We start from the raw sequence: 17,002 nt of genomic DNA, 5'->3' as shown, positions 1-17,002 counted from the left end.
ATCGGCGTTTTCTATACATATTTTTCTCGTTCATGACGGTCAGATGTATGCATTTTGGTTAGACGTCCAACTCAGAAACTAGGATGCCGAGATGATCTAACTTTTCGATTGCTGCTTCAAGCGCCTCATCGCTGTCAGCTTCTAACGTATGGATGTGGACACCGTCCGTCAGACTCGATAATGGAGTCGCCTGTGTTTCTTCAAGGCGTTCTATTAAAACGCGGACGTCACGCCGACTTTTCAGCATCAACTCGCCCGTGATGAAACCGTAGACTGGATGTTCGACGATGACGTCGAGAACGGTGACGCCTTCATCGACGATGGCATCACATTCTTCTTTAAGCTGATCGTATCCATGACGGCAGACGATTTTTCGCCGTTTTCGTGAAGAATCGTTTTCTAGTTCGTTGAGTAAATACCCGCGAGCCGTAGCTACGACTGGATGACCTTTGGCTTTTAATAACGATAAATCCTGAACGATGACTTGTCGGCTTACACCCGCCTGTTTCGCAAGTGCCGTACCAGTGATCGGATGATTACTATCCTCGATAATCTGTAGGAGTAAGTTTCGACGTTCTTCTCCAGATTGTCTTCTTCCCATTGCCACTCCTGCCCTTCTTCAAAAAATCATGTATCAAGTGTACATAAGAAATCGATACACCGCTCGACTTCCTCTTTTGTCGTATGAAGTCCAAAACTAAGACGAATCAGGCCGTGTGCTGCCGTTTCATCATACTGGATGGCACGAAGCGTAGAATTCGGTCCATTTTCGCCTGCCCGGCAAGCGCTTCCGGCTGAAACAGCGATTCCAGCCCGGTTCAGGGCGAGTAAAACGAATTGTCCATCCATCTTTTTCGTATGAATGGCACAAATCGAAGCCAGTTGATTGGGTGACTCGACGACATGATAACTCGCATGAGGAAGTCTTTTTTGTAGCATACCACGAAATTTCTGACTTGCGGCTTGGAAGCGAGGATTTTCAGATTGATAGTGTTCACAAGCGGTCAAGAAAGCGACGATTCCCGGGACATCGACCGTTCCGGGGCGAATTCCAAGCTCGTGGTGGGCAGCGTAGTAAGGGCTAAAGAGCGGACGGCGTAAATAGACGGCGCCAAGTCCTTTTGGTCCATAGACTTTATGACTGCTGCACGTATAGGCATCAAACGAGTCAATCGAGAGGGGATGTTTGAGAAATCCTTGCACACCGTCACAGTGAAATAAGATGCCTCTCGCCTGACAAAATTGAGCGATTTCTTCAACTGGAAAAATGAAGCCTGTGTCCGAGTTGACGTGTTGAATCGAGACGACACCGACTTCATCCGTGCAGACGGTCTTGAAGTACGTCCAGTCAAATGAACCATTTGGAAGCAGTGGTAAGAGGATCGTGTTTGAGGCGAGCCGCTCCAGTGGCAGGAGGACAGAATCGTGTTCGCAAGCAAGTGTCAAGACAGTTGTCTTTTGACTTTGACGAAGGAGGTGCTGTATCGCAATGTAATTCGCTTCCGAGCCACTACCGGTGAAAACGATATTTCCATCAGTTTGACCGAGTAGAGCTAAGAGCTGTGTACGTGCTCGTTCGAGAATTTGTGCTGCTCGATTTCCGATGTCATGAAGTGAAGAACTGTTGCCGTAAGCTTGTTCAGCTGCCAATCGATACTGTTCGATTGCACCAGGATACATCGGAGTCGTTGCCGCGTAATCTAAATAAATCATAAATGAATCGGATCCTTTCGTCTTGTCACTCGACTAAAAATATGCCAAACTTATTGTCAAGACAATAGTAAACTAAAAAAACAGAGGTGTAAAACAAATGTCTTTACATAAACATTTCGTGACCGATGTATTGATTGTCGGGACAGGGCTTGCAGCAATCACGGTCGCACTCCACTTACCGGACAATCTACGCGCGTTACTCGTCACGAAAGGAACTAGAAGTGCGACGAACTCGATGCGGGCACAAGGGGGAATTGCTTCTGCGGCGCTCGAAGATGATCACGAGGCACATCGCGCAGATACAGTCCGCGCTGCAAAAGGATGGGTGAACCCTGAAGCTGTGGAGTTCGTGACACGCGAAGGAAGGACAGTGATTTCTGAACTCGAAGCACTGGGTGTCATCTTCGACCGTCAAGAGAATGATGAGTACGCGGTCGGGCGTGAGGGAGCGCACGGTCTTCCGCGGATTTTCCATAGCGGAGGTGACCAGACTGGGTGCCGGATGATGGAAACATTATCTGGAAAAATCACGCATCCAGTCCTTGAGCAGACCGTCATCACACAACTGTTAACGGCTGACGGACGAGTCGTCGGGGCAGCGGGCTACGAAGGTGACGAGCGAATCGAAATTTCGGCGCGGGCCGTCGTCCTCGCAAGTGGTGGAATCGGTGGACTGCTTTTGACCTCGACGAATGATGACATGATCACCGGAGACGGCTTAGCACTTGCTGCAGACGTCGGAGCGGAGTTGTCTGATTTAGGGTACATCCAGCACCATCCGACGATTTTAGTCCATCAAGGAAAATCGGCCGGATTGATTACGGAAGCATTGCGGGGGGCTGGTGCGTACTTGATGACGCGCGATGGACGGCGTGTGATGGACCATCATCCGGAAGGCGATTTAGCGGCACGGGACGAAGTGTCGGCTATGATCACGGCAATCCGAAAGCAGGAACCGGTTTACCTCAACACGACACCGGTCGTGCAATTAGCGGAACGCTTCCCGACATTCGTCCAAAAATGTGAAAAATTGAACATAAATCCGGAACTTGTCGAGGTGACGACCGGTGTCCACTTTTTGATGGGCGGGATTAAAACGAATCTTGCAGGACAAACGTCCGTCGCTGGTTTATATGCAGTCGGCGAGACGGCGTCAATCGGATTACATGGCACGAACCGTCTTGCGTCGAACTCGTTGCTCGAATGTTTTGTGATGGGGAAAGCACTGGCCCGGCAGTTGCAGCTCCCACCACGGAGGACATTACCCACATTACGACCGATTTTCGGATGTGAGGATGGTGTTTCAAAGCAACAGTTGAGTGAAGTCTTAGCGGTGGAACTTAAAGAAGACCGTCTTCAAGCCGCCCTTGAACAGTTAACAAACAAGTCGTTTCGTCAAACAGGACGGCGGGCGGAACAACATCGGTTACAAATAACGACGGCGCGTCTCCTCCTCGAAGGAGCGTTACATCGATTAAAAGGAGAACGGTTAACAAATGAACAGATGGCACCTGCGGCAACAACTTGAAGGATTTTTAACCGAAGACATCGGACATCAAGACATCACGAGTGAACTGTGCCTGACTAGACACGAGCACGGCACGGGACGATTCCTTGCGAAAGAGGACGGCATCTTTTGCGGCGTCGCCGTGTTGCGGGAGCTTGCACGATTACTAGAGGTGACATGCATTCAACAGGTTGAAGATGGGCAAGCAATCAAGCGAGGGCAGGTGCTTGCGGAATGGACGGGCGACTTGCGTTCAATTCTGAGCGGAGAACGGGTGGCACTTAACTTGATTCAACGGACGTCAGGTATTGCGACATTGACACGTAGGGCCGTTGACCGGGCAGACGGACGGATTCGCATCGCAGATACACGCAAGACGACACCAGGTCTACGGATGCTTGAGAAAAATGCTGTTCGCGTCGGTGGTGGCTTCAATCACCGGGGGCGCTTAGACGACGCCGTGATGATTAAAGATAACCACATCACGGCAGCAGGGTCGATCACGGAGGCAGTCAAACGGGCAAAACGTGCCGTCGGGCATACGACGCCGATTGAAGTTGAGGTCGAGACAGAAGCGGAAGTCAACGAAGCGGTCAAAGCCGGTGTCGACATCATCATGCTCGACAATCGAACACCTGCAGAAATCAAACAGCTCCGGCAACTGATCCCACCGCATATCACGGTGGAAATTTCCGGCGGTATTACAGTTGAGACGCTGCCAGACTACGCGGATAGCGGAGCAAATGTCATCTCACTCGGGGCGCTGACGCATTCAGCGCGGGCACTCGATATCAGTATGAAAATTCAAGGAGGAAAAAAAGATGAGCTTTGATTTATTGGCGAATCAAGGGATTCCCGGACAGTACTTAGAAAAAACAGAGGCAGAATTAATAGCAATCATTGAAGGGGTCAAACGCCGGATGGGCAGTCGGTTGTTTTTGCCGGCGCACCATTATCAAAAGGATGAAGTCGTCCAGTTTGCTGACGCGACGGGTGACTCGCTTCAGCTCGCGCAAATCGCAAAACAGATGACGGAGGCGGAATATACCGTTTTTTGTGGTGTCCATTTCATGGCGGAAACCGCTGATATGTTAACGCAAGCTGAACATACGGTCGTCTTGCCCGATATGCGTGCCGGCTGTTCGATGGCGGACATGGCGAACGGCTATCAAACGGAACGCGCCTATGCCTATCTCGTCGATCGCTTGGGCGATTCCATCTTACCTTTGACCTATGTCAACTCGACAGCAGAAATCAAAGCGTTCGTCGGGCGCCATCGCGGAGCGACGGTGACCTCATCGAATGCTGTCAAGATGGTCGAATGGGCACTCGCGGAACGGGATATCCTGTTTTTCCTGCCGGATCAACATTTAGGACGAAACACGGCGCATGCGCTCGGGATTCCGCTCGAACAGATGGCGGTCTGGGATCCGATCAACGATCAGTTGGTGTTTGACGGGGAGGATTCGGACATCCGCGTCATTTTGTGGAAAGGGCATTGTTCGGTCCACGAAAAGTTCACGGTCGGTCAAATTGAACAGTTCCGGCTGACGGATCCGGCACGCCAGATTCTCGTCCATCCGGAATGCTCGTTTGAGGTCGTGGAAGCAGCAGATTTAAACGGTTCGACAGCGTATATCATCAATCAAGTGAAGCAGGCGGCAGCCGGCACGAAATGGGCGATTGGAACAGAGATGAATCTCGTCAACCGGTTGGCGAAGGATTTTCCGGATCAAGATATCGTGTCACTCAATCCATTCATGTGTCCCTGTTTGACGATGAACCGGATTGACTTGCCGCACCTCGCCTGGTCACTCGAACAAGTCGAGCAGGGTACACCGGTCAACATCATCAGCGTCGATGCCGAGACGACGAAATATGCCGTATTGGCACTGGAGCGGATGCTCGACCGATCATAAAGCAGACAGCGCCTTGCCGATGAAGATCATCGGTGAGGCGTTTTTTGTCGGAAGAACATTTTGAAGCAAATCAGACTTATATGCTACAATAGCACGAGAGTTTGTAATTGGATGGGAGCGTTCTAAATTGATAGAATTCGTACGCGGCGAAGTCGCTTATGTCTGTGCGGAATTCGTGACGATCGAAGTCGGGGGGATTGGCTACAAAATCGTAGCACCGAACCCGTTTTTTTATCGGACCGGAGACGAACAGGTTATCGTATATACGTATCATTATGTGAGAGAAGATCAAGAAGTACTGTTCGGATTCCGTTCACGACGCGAACGTGCATTGTTCACGAAATTGCTTGGTGTGACAGGAATCGGTCCAAAAGGTGCACTCGCAATCGTCGCGTCAGGAAATGTTGACGCGCTTGTCGAAGCGATTGAACAGGAAAAAGAAAGTTACCTCATCAAGTTCCCCGGAGTCGGCAAAAAGACGGCGAAACAGATGACACTTGATTTAAAAGGGAAATTAGCCGAACTCGCTCCGGATTATGTACCGAGCGAAGGTCTGTTCGCTCAAAGTAATGCCGAGTTGAACGAAGCATGTGAAGCCTTGACGGCTCTCGGGTACAGTGACCGTGAAGTTGAAAAAGTTAAAAAGGCGCTTCAGGCCGAAGTGCTCTCGACGGATCAATATGTCAAGCGGGCCCTTCAGTTGTTATTGAATGTGAGGTGAGGACAAAATGGAAGAGCGGATTTTATCAGAATCAGCCCATGCAGAAGATCAAGAAGAGTGGAGTCTACGTCCGCAAACACTTGATCAGTACATCGGTCAAGAGAAGGCAAAAGGAAACTTAAGTGTCTTCATCGAAGCGGCGAAGATTCGTCAAGAGACGCTCGATCACGTTCTGCTTTATGGTCCTCCTGGTCTCGGGAAGACGACACTTGCGACGATCATTGCCAACGAGATGGGCGTCGGTGTCAAGACGACAGCAGGGCCGGCAATCGAGCGACCGGGTGACTTAGCAGCAATCCTCTCGTCACTCGAACCGGGAGATGTCTTATTCATCGATGAGATTCATCGGCTTAGTCGTTCAATCGAAGAAATTTTGTATCCGGCGATGGAAGATTATTGCCTCGATATCGTGATCGGACAAGGCGAACTGGCTCGCAGCGTCCGGATTGACTTGCCACCGTTTACGCTCGTCGGTGCGACGACACGGGCCGGGATGCTGTCTGCTCCGCTCCGTGACCGCTTCGGTGTGACACTGAAACTTGAGTATTACACGATGCCGGAGCTCTCAGCGATCGTCACGCGGACATCCCGCCTGTTCGGATTTGAAGCAGACCGGATGGCGGCGGAAGCCATCGCTCTCCGCTCGCGTGGAACACCACGGGTCGCCAATCGCTTATTACGTCGGGTTCGTGATTTTGCCCAGGTCGCCCATCAAACAGAAATCGATGCGACACTCGCGACGAGTGCACTCGACCGGCTCCATGTCGATGCGCTCGGACTTGACGATGTCGATCACCGGTTACTCCGTTCACTCGCTGAACGGTTTGCTGGCGGACCCGTCGGACTCGAAACGATTGCCGCAACGATCGGGGAGGACGCACAGACGATTGAAGACGTCTACGAACCATATTTGTTACAACAAGGATTTTTACAACGAACACCACGCGGTCGTATCTTGACACCGTTCGCGCGGCAACATTTAGGATTGAAAGAAGGAAATTGACCCATGGATGTAAACTTATTTGATTTTCATTTGCCAGAAGAACAGATTGCCCAAGTTCCCTTACTCGACCGGACGAGCTCGAAGCTGATGGTGATTGACCGCGAGACGGGAGCGTTACGTCACGAACGGTTCCATGATATCGTCTCGCACTTCAATGCCGGCGACACGCTCGTCATCAACGATACGAAAGTCTTACCGGCCCGTTTGTTTGGTGTCAAAGAAGAAACCGGTGGAAAAATCGAGCTGTTGTTATTGAAGCAGACGAGTGATGATGTCTGGGAGACGCTCGCGAAACCTGCGAAACGGGTGAAGCCGGGAACGGTGATTACGTTTGGTGACGGTTTACTGAAGGCCGAGTGCGTCGAAGCACTTGACGATGGGGGACGGATTTTGAAGTTCTCGTATGACGGAATCTTTTATGAAGTTCTTGACGAACTCGGGACAATGCCGCTTCCGCCTTATATTCACGAGCAACTCGACGATCAAGACCGTTATCAGACGGTGTATGCGCGCGAACGCGGGAGTGCTGCGGCACCGACTGCTGGACTCCACTTCACACCGGAATTGTTGAAAGCATTGACGGATAAAGGTGTTACACTAGCACCGCTCACGTTACATGTCGGGCTCGGTACGTTCCGTCCGGTCTCGGTCGATGACGTCGACAGTCATAAGATGCATAGTGAATATTATGAACTGCCGGAAAGTTCAGCAGCAATTTTACGTGAGACACGAGCGCGCGGCGGACGGATCATCGCCGTCGGAACGACGTCGACGCGGACGCTTGAGACAGTTATCCGTGATCATGGTGACTTCGTCGAAGCGACGGGCTGGACGGACATCTTTATTTACCCGGGGCAGGAAGTGAAGGCAATCGATGGTTTGGTCACGAACTTCCATTTGCCGAAGTCGACGTTAATCATGCTTGTCTCCGCACTGTCGACCCGGGAACACATTTTACACGCATACGAAGAAGCTGTCGCAAACGGATACCGATTCTTTAGTTTCGGTGACGCGATGTTCTTAACAAGAGAGGAATTAAACCGATGACAAAACACGCAGTAACATACGAACACATTAAGACATGTAAACAATCAGGTGCGCGGTTAGGAATCGTCCATACGCCGCACGGCAGCTTTGAAACACCGGTCTTCATGCCCGTCGGAACACAAGCGACGGTCAAGACGATGGCACCGGAACAAATCAAGGACATGAACGCGAACATCATTCTTGCGAACACGTACCATCTCTGGGTCCGTCCGGGACATGATGTCATCAAAGAAGCGGGCGGCCTACACAAATTCATGAACTGGGATGGCGCGATTTTAACGGATTCTGGTGGTTTCCAGGTCTTCTCGCTCGCGGATCTTCGAAATATCACGGAAGAAGGTGTTCATTTCCGGAATCACTTGAACGGGGACAAGCTGTTCCTCTCACCGGAAAAAGCGATGGAGATTCAAAACGCACTCGGTTCAGACATCATGATGGCGTTTGACGAATGTCCGCCGTTCCCAGCGTCACACGAATACATGAAAGCATCGGTCGAACGGACAAGTCGCTGGGCAGAACGTTGCTTGACGGCGCATGAACGGCCGCAAGATCAAGCCTTGTTCGGTATTATCCAAGGGGGCGAGTACGAAGATTTACGTCGTCAAAGCGCACGTGATCTCGCGTCACTTGATTTCCCAGGCTATGCCGTCGGTGGTTTGTCTGTCGGAGAACCAAAAGACGTCATGTACCGGGCGCTCGAATTCACGACGCCACTCATGCCGGAAGATAAACCACGGTACTTGATGGGTGTCGGATCACCGGATGCCTTGATTGAAGGGGCGATTCGCGGCATCGACATGTTCGACTGTGTCTTACCGACACGGATTGCGCGTAACGGCACGTTGATGACGTCAAGCGGCCGGCTTGTCGTCCGTAATGCGAAGTATGCACGCGATTTCCGTCCACTCGACGAAAAGTGTGATTGCTATGCATGTAAAAATTACTCACGTGCCTACATCCACCACTTGATTCGTGCCCAGGAAACGTTTGGTTTACATCTTTGTTCGACACATAATCTTCACTTCCTCGTCAAATTGATGGAGGGCGTCCGTCAAGCGATTCGAGAGGACCGTCTGCTTGATTTCAAGGATGAGTTCTTCGAAGAATACGGTTATAATTTACCAAACGCAAAGAATTTCTGAGTTATCGTCTGACAAATCAATCGTTTCAAGGTATAATGAACGTGATTTGAATGAAAAGGAGCTGAGTCAGATGCAACAACTAATCACATTCCTCCCGATGATTTTGATCTTCGTGGTGTTCTATTTCTTGTTGATTCGTCCACAGAACAAACGCCAGAAGCAAGTCCGTGAAATGCAAACGCAATTATCACGCGGCGACACGGTCGTTACAATCGGTGGACTCCACGGAGTCGTACAAAAGGTTGATGAAACGACAGTTACATTAAAATCAGGGAATTCCCAATTGACGTTCAATCGTAGTGCGGTCGCGGAAGTTACAAAAAAATCAACGACTGTCATGGACGACGAAACCGTCGAATAAGGCAAGAAAAAGACGCTTTCCGAATTTCGGAGCGTCTTTTCTGTCTTTATATGAGAAAAACGATTGCTATGATTACCAATTCTTATGTAAGCTAGGATAGGATACGAAAGTTGTCTGAAAATATACTGGGGTTTAGAGAAAGGACAATGTAGCATGGTTAAGAAAGGAAAACTAGCCACGTTCTTCATTATCGTCGCCGCATTACTCATCTTGATCGGCACGACGTCGACATGGCTCTTGAAAGACACGAAACTCGGTCTTGATTTAAAGGGCGGGTTCGAAGTGTTGTATGAAGTTCAACCCTTAAAAGAGGGGGATGTCATCGATGATACAGCAATGAGCGCGACGTTGACGGCAATCGAAAACCGTGTCAACGTTCTCGGTGTATCGGAGCCGGACATTCGAATCGAAGGGAAAGACCGGATTCGTGTACAACTCGCGGGTGTCAAAAACCAAAGCGAAGCACGTCAAATTCTATCTTCGACAGCCGAGTTATCATTCCGTGATATCGACGATAAGCTGTTGCTTGACGGATCGGATTTAAAGGCGAAGGGTGCGAAAGTCGGCTATGATCCGAATACGAATGAACCACTCGTCGAATTAACATTGAAATCAAAAGAGAAGTTCTATGAAGTGACACAACAGATTTCGCAAAAACAAGCGCCGGATAATCGTCTCGTTATTTGGCTTGATTATGCGAAAGGTGACACGTACGAAAAAGAGATTCAAAAAGAAAATTCGAAAATTGTATCTGATGCGTCAGTCAATCAGCCAATCAACTCGGATAAAGCGATCATCTCGGGTGGCGATATCGATGCCGAGTACGGAAAACAATTGTCATCCATTTTAAATGCCGGGGCATTACCCGTTAAGCTTGATGAAATCTACTCGACATCAGTGTCGGCGGCATTCGGGAAAGATGCGCTTGATCAAACATTATTTGCATCGATGATCGGTGTTGCGGCAGTCTTCTTATTCATGTTGCTGTTCTACCGTGTATCTGGTTTCGTCTCCATCATCACGTTGTTGTTCTATATTTACCTCGTCATGATCTTCTTCAACGGAATCAATGCCGTCTTGACCTTACCGGGTATCGCGGCACTCGTCCTTGGAGTCGGGATGGCGGTCGATGCGAACATCATCACTGCAGAGCGGATTAAAGATGAGCTACGTAGTGGGAAATCTGTTTTGTCGGCATTCAAAGCCGGGAACCGCCGTTCGTTCGGAACGATTTTAGATGCGAACTTAACGACGCTGATTTCAGCAGGTGTCCTCTATTACTTCGGAACGAGTACCGTCAAAGGGTTTGCGATCATGTTGATGGTTTCGATTGCCGTCACGTTCATCACGAACGTCTTCATCTCTCGTTACTTGATGCAACTTCTTGTCAGTAGCCGTTGGTTTGATAAGAAAAAATCATGGTTTGGCGTAAAGGAGAGTGAAATTCGTGAACTTTAATCCAACGAAATTCGATTATGTAAAACATCGCAAAGTCTACTTCACGATCACGATCGCTTTAGTTCTCCTGTCGGTTCTGTTGCTTTCATTCCGAGGCTTGAATCTCGGGATTGACTTCACGGAAGGGACACGAGTCGAAATTTCTTCGGAAAATCAAATCGAGGAAAGTGAAGTCCGGTCCGTCATTGAAGAAGCGGGAATCGACGCAAAAGAAATCGACGGGATTCAGTTCGCGCAAGGCGGTACGCTCGCGAACGTTACATTCGTCGGTGAGTTCAGTCAAGAACAAGTCGCGGAAATGAACAAAACGATCGAAGCGAAATATGATAAGGCACCAAGTATCTCGACGGTATCACCGCAAGTCGGACGCGAAATCGCCCGAAATGCGATGTACGCTGTCTTGCTCGCTTCAATCGGAATTGTCATCTACGTCTCGTTCCGTTTCCAACCGGCGTATGGAATCGCGACAGTGCTTGCTTTGCTCCATGATGCCTTGATGATCATCGCGTTCTTCTCACTCTTCCAAATCGAAGTCAACCTGTACTTCATCGCCGCCGTCCTGACGATTATCGGGTACTCGGTCAATGATACGATCGTGACATTCGACAGGGTGCGTGAAAATTTAGGGCGTGCTGAAAAAGGAGGCAGAACCGTTTCGTTTGATGAATTATGCGACGTCGTCAACGAATCGATTCAGCAAACGATCATCCGTTCAATCAATACGGTCGTGACCGTCATCATGACGGCTGCCGCCCTCTATATTTTCGGAAGTGAAGCGATTCGTGGGTTCAGTCTTGCCTTGCTCGTCGGTTTGTTCATGGGGATGTATTCATCGATCTTCATCGCTGCGCAACTTTGGCTCGTCATGAAAAAACGCACATTAAAGCAACCAAAACAAGCTTCATAAAGACAATCCGCGTTGGGTATCCCTGACGCGGGTTTTGTCTTATAATGGGGAAGTTGATTGGAGGGATTGGATGTATCATTCAAAAAAAACATGGCTCGACAAACCAGTCGATTCACTAAAAATAGACGAGCTGGTCGCGCAAGCGTCCGTCTCACCGAACGTAGCCCGTCTGCTTGTCCAGCGTGGCCTCGAGACACCGGCACAGGCAACGGCCTTTTTAGAAGCAGGACAAATGCCGTTCCACGATCCATTCCTGTTTCAGGACATGGACAAAGTCGTCGCACGGATTAAAGAAGCTGCCGATCAAGGTGAAATGATTTTGATTTATGGGGATTATGATGTCGATGGTGTCAGTTCGGCTGCGATTTTGTGGCACGCCTTAACTGAAATCGGGGCAATGGCAGAATGTTATATCCCGAACCGGTTCACGGAAGGATACGGACCGAACGAAGCGGCGTTCCGCTGGGCGGTCGAAGAAGGATTCGGATTAATCATCACGGTCGACTGCGGGATTTCAGGTATCAAGGAAGCAGCCGTCTTAAAAGAGTTAGGGGTCGACCTCATCATCACCGATCACCATGAGGCGAAAGACGTTCTCCCGGACGCCTATGCGATGATTCACCCGGGTGTCGATCGCAACTATCCGTTCTCAAAACTCGCTGGGGCAGGTGTTGCCTTTAAAGTGGCGCAAGCGTTGCTCGAACGCGTCCCGACGGAGTTGCTTGACCTCGCCGTGCTCGGAACGATTGCCGACTTAGTTCCGCTCGTCGATGAGAACCGGTTGCTTGCGACAAAAGGAATCGAAGCGTTGAATGCAAGTGAGCGTCCCGGCATCTTGGCACTACGCCAAGTCTGTAGTTTGACGGAAGACGAACTGACGGAGGAATCGGTCGGATTCGCATTCGGTCCCCGGATCAATGCGGCCGGTCGACTCGATTCCGCGATGCCGGCACTCGAGATGTTACTTGCTGAGACACTCGAGGAAGCCGTCGTGCTCGCGAACCAGCTTGACCAACAAAATAAACAGCGGCAAGACATCGTCAAACAAATCGCGGAAGAAGCGACAGCACTTGTCGAAGAAAAATATCTAGAAGACCGTGTGCTCGTTGTGGACGCGAACAACTGGAACCCGGGTGTCGTCGGGATCGTCGCCTCACGCCTCGTCGAGAAATATCATCGTCCGGTCATCATGCTCTGTCATGATGTGGAGAAGGGGACGGCGAAAGGGTCTGGTCGCTCGATTGCAGCCTTCGATTTATTTGCCGAGCTGACGTTATGCGAAGACATCTTACCGCATTTCGGTGGACACCCGGCAGCTGCTGGCATGACGCTCTCGTCGGATGACGTCGTTTCCTTACGTGAACGCTTGAATGCACAGGCTGCGAAACTTCCGGATGAGGCCTTCATCGCGACGATTGAGATCGACTTGCGGTTACATGTGTCTGACGTCTCAATCGGATTGATTGAGGAGATCGGACGCTTGGCCCCGTTCGGTATGGGGAATCCGGCACCACGGATCGTCATCGAAGATGCTAAAATTCGGGACATGAAACGGATCGGCCGCGATTTGACCCATTTGAAGGCGCTCTTATCGGATGGAACGTCAGAGTTAGATGGGATTGGTTTCGGTTTCGGTGACGCGGTTGACGAAATTTCACTACTGGCTGAAGTCTCCTTGATGGGGAGTCTGAATATCAATGAGTGGAATGGTTTTCGAAAACCCCAATTGATGATTCAAGATTTGGCTGTCGCCGATTATCAGTTATTTGATTACCGCGGTGGGAAAAAACCACTCACGGACATTTTTGAGTTGCCGCAAGAACAGACAACACTCGTTGCGTTTTCGGACGAGACAAAACAAAAATATGCCGAGCGTCCGCTAAATGGAGCGATTCATGAAAATGTTGTGTTCCTCGACTTACCGGAGACGGAAGAAGCATTCTTACCGTACTTGAAACAGGCGGAACGGATTTATTGTGCGTTTAAGGATGAAGGCTACTACTTCGAGGCGATTCCGTCCCGTGAAGACTTCAAACATTACTTTAATTACTTCGCAAAATGTCCACGTGAAGAGTTACGAATCGGACTCGTTCGTTTGTCGAAAACAAGAAAATGGTCGAAACGTTCGATTAACTTTATGCATTCAGTGTTTTCGGAACTGGATTTTCTTGTTACAATGGAGGACGGGCTACCGGGTGTGAACCCAGACGCTGAAAAACGGGATTTGACGGAGGCCGCGACGTACAAGCGTCATGAAGAACGTCAACGTCTCGAGCAACAATACATTTATTCGTCACTCGCTCAGTTGAAAGAGCGTTTTGATACTTTAGTGGAAGCGGCGAAGCAGGAGGAAATGACATGGAGTTCAAACAGCATATAAAAGAGGTCGAGAACTGGCCGAAAGAAGGAATCAGCTTTAAAGACATCACATCATTGATGGAAAATGGTCCGGCTTACAAACAATCGGTCGATGCACTCGTCGATTATGCACGCAAGCAAGGGGCAGATGTTATTGCAGGACCGGAAGCACGTGGATTCGTCGTCGGTTGCCCTGCGGCATACGCAATGGAAATCGGTTTTGTGCCCGTTCGTAAAGAAGGCAAGCTCCCTCGTGAGACAGTCCGTGTCGAGTATGGTCTTGAGTACGGCAAAGATGTCTTGACGATGCACCATGATGCCATCAAACCAGGGCAACGTGTTGTCATCTTGGATGATTTGCTTGCGACAGGCGGGACGATTGAAGCAACGATCAAAATGATTGAACAACTTGGTGGAACGGTTGCCGGAATCGGGTTCTTGATTGAACTAGATGGACTGGGTGGACGTGAAAAATTAGCAGGTTACGATATTTTGTCATTGATTCGCTACGAAGACTAATGACAGGAATACTCTCCCGACGAACTTGTCGGGGGGGTATTTCTTTTTATTTTGACATCTTATCAAGATTTCACGATAATAGAAGATATATATTAGGGATTTAGGCGGAAGCAATCCCGGGGACTGGGTGAGGAAAAGGGATGACAAATAAACAAATCGTAAACGTAGAAGACCTTCTCGCTCGATGTGCGGAGTACATGACAGAGGCAGAAGTGAACGATATTGAACGTGCCTACCAATTCGCAAAAGACGAGCATGATGGACAATTTCGTCGGTCGGGTGAACCTTATATCATTCACCCGGTACAAGTTGCCGGGATTCTTGTCGACATCGGACTCGATGCCACGACGATTGTTGCAGCGCTTCTTCATGATGTCGTAGAAGATACAGACATTACGCTGGAAGAGTTGACGGAACGGTTTGGACCGGACGTTGCGATGCTCGTTGATGGTGTAACAAAACTCGGGAAAATTAAATATAAATCCAAACGTGAAGAATTAGCAGAGAATCACCGGAAGATGTTCATTGCGATGGCAGAAGACATTCGTGTCATCTTGATCAAGCTTGCTGACCGTCTGCATAACATGCGGACCTTGCAACACATGGTTAAAGAAAAGCAAGTGCAAAAAGCGGAAGAAACACTCGAAATTTTTGCGCCGCTTGCACACCGTCTCGGTATTTCGACGATTAAATGGGAGCTTGAAGACATTAGTCTGCGTTATATCAATCCACAGCAATACTACCGGATCGTCTCGATGATGAAACAAAAACGAACGGAACGTGAAGCGCTCGTTAATTCCGTCATCGGAGAGGTCAATGAAGTGTTGGATGAGGTACAGATCGCTGCTGAGGTCGACGGTCGTCCGAAACACATTTACTCGATCTATAATAAAATGCAAAACTCGAAAAAAGAATTCAGTGAGATTTATGATTTGATGGCAGTCCGGATCATCGTCGATTCGATCAAAGATTGTTACGCAGTCCTCGGTATCATTCATACGCAATACAAACCGATGCCGGGTCGCTTCAAGGATTACATCGCGATGCCGAAACCGAACATGTACCAGTCGCTGCACACGACCGTCATCGGACCGAAGGGGGAGCCGCTCGAGGTTCAAATTCGGACACGAGACATGCACTTCATCGCCGAGTACGGGATCGCCGCACACTGGGCGTACAAGGAAGGAAAAGAGCAAGAAGCGAAATCGGGATTTGAAGATAAGATTGCTCATTTCCGTGAGATTCTGGAATTACAGAAAGATACGGCGGACGCGGAAGAGTTCATGGAATCCGTCAAAGTCGATTTCTTTAGTGATATGTTGTACGTCTTTACACCAAAGGGTGACGTTATCGAGCTACCGAAAGGCTCGGTCCCGATTGATTATGCCTACCGGATTCATACGGAGATCGGTCACCGGACGATTGGTGCGAAGGTCAACGGACGGATGGTTCCGATCGATTATAAATTGAAAACGGGCGATATCATTGAAATCGTGACGTCGAAGCATAGTTACGGTCCGAGTAAGGACTGGTTAAAAATCTGTGTCTCGAGTCAGGCGAAAAATAAAATCCGTCAATGGTTCAAACGGCAACAGCGCGAAGAAAATGTCCTTAAAGGACGCGAACTGATTGAAGCAGAAGTTAAAAAACTTGGCTTTGAACCGAAGGAAGTCATCACGGATAAAACGCTCGAAGACGTCACGCGGAAGTTCAACTTCGGTCAAGAAGAAGACATGTATGCCGCAGTCGGCTATCATGGTTTGACAGCTGCTCAGGTCGCCCATAAATTGACGGAAAAATTACGCAAAGACAAAGAGTCGAAAAACTTAGAGTTAAATGACGCCATCAGTGAAATGAAAACATTTGACCGTCCGAAAAAGCAAAATCCAGAAGGTGTGCGTGTCAAAGGCATCGACAATATGCTCGTCCGGATGAGTCGCTGTTGTAATCCGGTTCCCGGGGACGACATCGTCGGTTATATTACGCGTGGACGCGGTGTATCGATTCACCGTTCGGATTGCCTGAACGTTTTGAATGAACAAAATCCGGAACGTCTGCTCGAAGTCGAGTGGGAACATGAAGGAAAAACGGTCAAGAGTTATAATGTCGAAATCGAAATCTCGGGGTATGATCGTGCCGGTCTGCTCAACGAAGTGCTTCAGTCCGTGTCCGCGACGAACACGAACATCGTTGCCGTCAGTGGTAAAGGCGATAACAGCAAACAAGCGAAGATTTCGATGACGATCGCGATCAATAACGTCAATCACTTACAAAAAGTCGTCGACCGGATTAAACAAATCTCAGACGTGTATGCAGTCCATCGCGTCATGATGACGTAAGGAGCGGA

13 protein-coding genes and 1 pseudogene are annotated in these 17,002 nt (G+C 49.3%); 12 read left to right on the top strand and 2 right to left on the bottom strand.

The annotated features are described in order from the left end of the window. Positions 1-58 precede the first annotated feature (58 nt). The gene (locus tag P403_RS0103245) at positions 59-601 is read right to left on the bottom strand and encodes a transcription repressor NadR (protein ID WP_029331044.1); all 543 of its coding nucleotides are present in this window, start codon (positions 599-601) and stop codon (positions 59-61) included. Between the two features lie 26 nt (positions 602-627). Beyond that, a complete protein-coding gene (locus P403_RS0103240) occupies positions 628-1,713 on the bottom strand; it encodes a cysteine desulfurase family protein (RefSeq protein ID WP_029331043.1) in 1,086 nt (361 codons plus the stop codon). Between the two features lie 97 nt (positions 1,714-1,810). Between P403_RS0103240 and P403_RS0103235 the strand changes: the two genes are divergently transcribed. The 12 genes and pseudogenes from P403_RS0103235 to P403_RS0103180 all read left to right on the top strand — a co-directional run bounded on the left by P403_RS0103235 (position 1,811) and on the right by P403_RS0103180 (position 16,994). Beyond that, complete coding sequence (locus tag P403_RS0103235) at positions 1,811-3,241, top strand: L-aspartate oxidase (protein ID WP_029331042.1); 1,431 nt, start codon at positions 1,811-1,813, stop codon at positions 3,239-3,241. Next, the gene (gene nadC / locus P403_RS0103230) at positions 3,210-4,052 is read left to right on the top strand and encodes a carboxylating nicotinate-nucleotide diphosphorylase (RefSeq protein ID WP_029331041.1); all 843 of its coding nucleotides are present in this window, start codon (positions 3,210-3,212) and stop codon (positions 4,050-4,052) included. Before P403_RS0103235 ends, nadC begins: the two co-directional genes overlap by 32 nt. Beyond that, entirely contained in the window at positions 4,042-5,139 is a 1,098-nt protein-coding gene (gene nadA / locus P403_RS0103225) for a quinolinate synthase NadA (protein ID WP_029331040.1), read from the top strand. The genes nadC and nadA overlap by 11 nt, the downstream gene beginning before the upstream one ends. Before the next feature lie 127 nt (positions 5,140-5,266). Continuing rightward, positions 5,267-5,860, top strand: a complete 594-nt coding sequence (gene ruvA / locus P403_RS0103220; RefSeq protein ID WP_029331039.1) for a Holliday junction branch migration protein RuvA — start codon at positions 5,267-5,269, stop codon at positions 5,858-5,860. A gap of 7 nt (positions 5,861-5,867) precedes the next feature. Beyond that, complete coding sequence (gene ruvB / locus P403_RS0103215) at positions 5,868-6,863, top strand: Holliday junction branch migration DNA helicase RuvB (protein WP_029331038.1); 996 nt, start codon at positions 5,868-5,870, stop codon at positions 6,861-6,863. Positions 6,864-6,866: 3 nt separating this feature from the next. After that, the gene (queA, locus tag P403_RS0103210; protein WP_029331037.1) at positions 6,867-7,910 is read left to right on the top strand and encodes a tRNA preQ1(34) S-adenosylmethionine ribosyltransferase-isomerase QueA; all 1,044 of its coding nucleotides are present in this window, start codon (positions 6,867-6,869) and stop codon (positions 7,908-7,910) included. Beyond that, the gene (gene tgt, locus P403_RS0103205) at positions 7,907-9,052 is read left to right on the top strand and encodes a tRNA guanosine(34) transglycosylase Tgt (protein ID WP_029331036.1); all 1,146 of its coding nucleotides are present in this window, start codon (positions 7,907-7,909) and stop codon (positions 9,050-9,052) included. Before queA ends, tgt begins: the two co-directional genes overlap by 4 nt. A gap of 70 nt (positions 9,053-9,122) precedes the next feature. Further along, entirely contained in the window at positions 9,123-9,413 is a 291-nt protein-coding gene (gene yajC / locus P403_RS0103200; protein ID WP_029331035.1) for a preprotein translocase subunit YajC, read from the top strand. A gap of 153 nt (positions 9,414-9,566) precedes the next feature. Beyond that, positions 9,567-11,778, top strand: a pseudogene (secD, locus tag P403_RS16965) (protein translocase subunit SecD). Positions 11,779-11,848: 70 nt separating this feature from the next. Further along, positions 11,849-14,158 carry a single-stranded-DNA-specific exonuclease RecJ gene (recJ, locus tag P403_RS0103190; protein WP_029331034.1) on the top strand — a complete coding sequence of 770 codons (2,310 nt, stop codon included), beginning with the start codon at positions 11,849-11,851 and terminating at the stop codon, positions 14,156-14,158. Then, on the top strand, positions 14,137-14,655 hold the full coding sequence (locus P403_RS0103185) for an adenine phosphoribosyltransferase (RefSeq protein WP_029331033.1): 519 nt from the start codon (positions 14,137-14,139) through the stop codon (positions 14,653-14,655). The genes recJ and P403_RS0103185 overlap by 22 nt, the downstream gene beginning before the upstream one ends. A 140-nt stretch (positions 14,656-14,795) precedes the next feature. Then, on the top strand, positions 14,796-16,994 hold the full coding sequence (locus P403_RS0103180; protein ID WP_029331032.1) for a RelA/SpoT family protein: 2,199 nt from the start codon (positions 14,796-14,798) through the stop codon (positions 16,992-16,994). Positions 16,995-17,002: the final 8 nt, after the last annotated feature.

Origin of the sequence: Exiguobacterium oxidotolerans JCM 12280 (assembly GCF_000702625.1) — a bacterium.
Classification (GTDB): Bacteria; Bacillota; Bacilli; order Exiguobacteriales; family Exiguobacteriaceae; genus Exiguobacterium_A; species Exiguobacterium_A oxidotolerans.
Note: the sequence above shows the minus strand (reverse complement) of the source record. Positions and strands in the feature narration are given on the sequence as shown.

Bases quoted from the DNA above. Each gene is read 5' to 3' on its own strand.
- P403_RS0103245 (WP_029331044.1), bottom strand. From the start codon at position 601: ATGGGAAGAAGACAATCTGGAGAAGAACGTCGAAACTTACTCCTACAG.
- P403_RS0103240 (WP_029331043.1), bottom strand. From the start codon at position 1,713: ATGATTTATTTAGATTACGCGGCAACGACTCCGATGTATCCTGGTGCA.
- P403_RS0103235 (WP_029331042.1), top strand. From the start codon at position 1,811: ATGTCTTTACATAAACATTTCGTGACCGATGTATTGATTGTCGGGACA.
- nadC (WP_029331041.1), top strand. From the start codon at position 3,210: ATGAACAGATGGCACCTGCGGCAACAACTTGAAGGATTTTTAACCGAA.
- nadA (WP_029331040.1), top strand. From the start codon at position 4,042: ATGAGCTTTGATTTATTGGCGAATCAAGGGATTCCCGGACAGTACTTA.
- ruvB (WP_029331038.1), top strand. From the start codon at position 5,868: ATGGAAGAGCGGATTTTATCAGAATCAGCCCATGCAGAAGATCAAGAA.
- queA (WP_029331037.1), top strand. From the start codon at position 6,867: ATGGATGTAAACTTATTTGATTTTCATTTGCCAGAAGAACAGATTGCC.
- tgt (WP_029331036.1), top strand. From the start codon at position 7,907: ATGACAAAACACGCAGTAACATACGAACACATTAAGACATGTAAACAA.
- yajC (WP_029331035.1), top strand. From the start codon at position 9,123: ATGCAACAACTAATCACATTCCTCCCGATGATTTTGATCTTCGTGGTG.
- recJ (WP_029331034.1), top strand. From the start codon at position 11,849: ATGTATCATTCAAAAAAAACATGGCTCGACAAACCAGTCGATTCACTA.
- P403_RS0103185 (WP_029331033.1), top strand. From the start codon at position 14,137: ATGGAGTTCAAACAGCATATAAAAGAGGTCGAGAACTGGCCGAAAGAA.
- P403_RS0103180 (WP_029331032.1), top strand. From the start codon at position 14,796: ATGACAAATAAACAAATCGTAAACGTAGAAGACCTTCTCGCTCGATGT.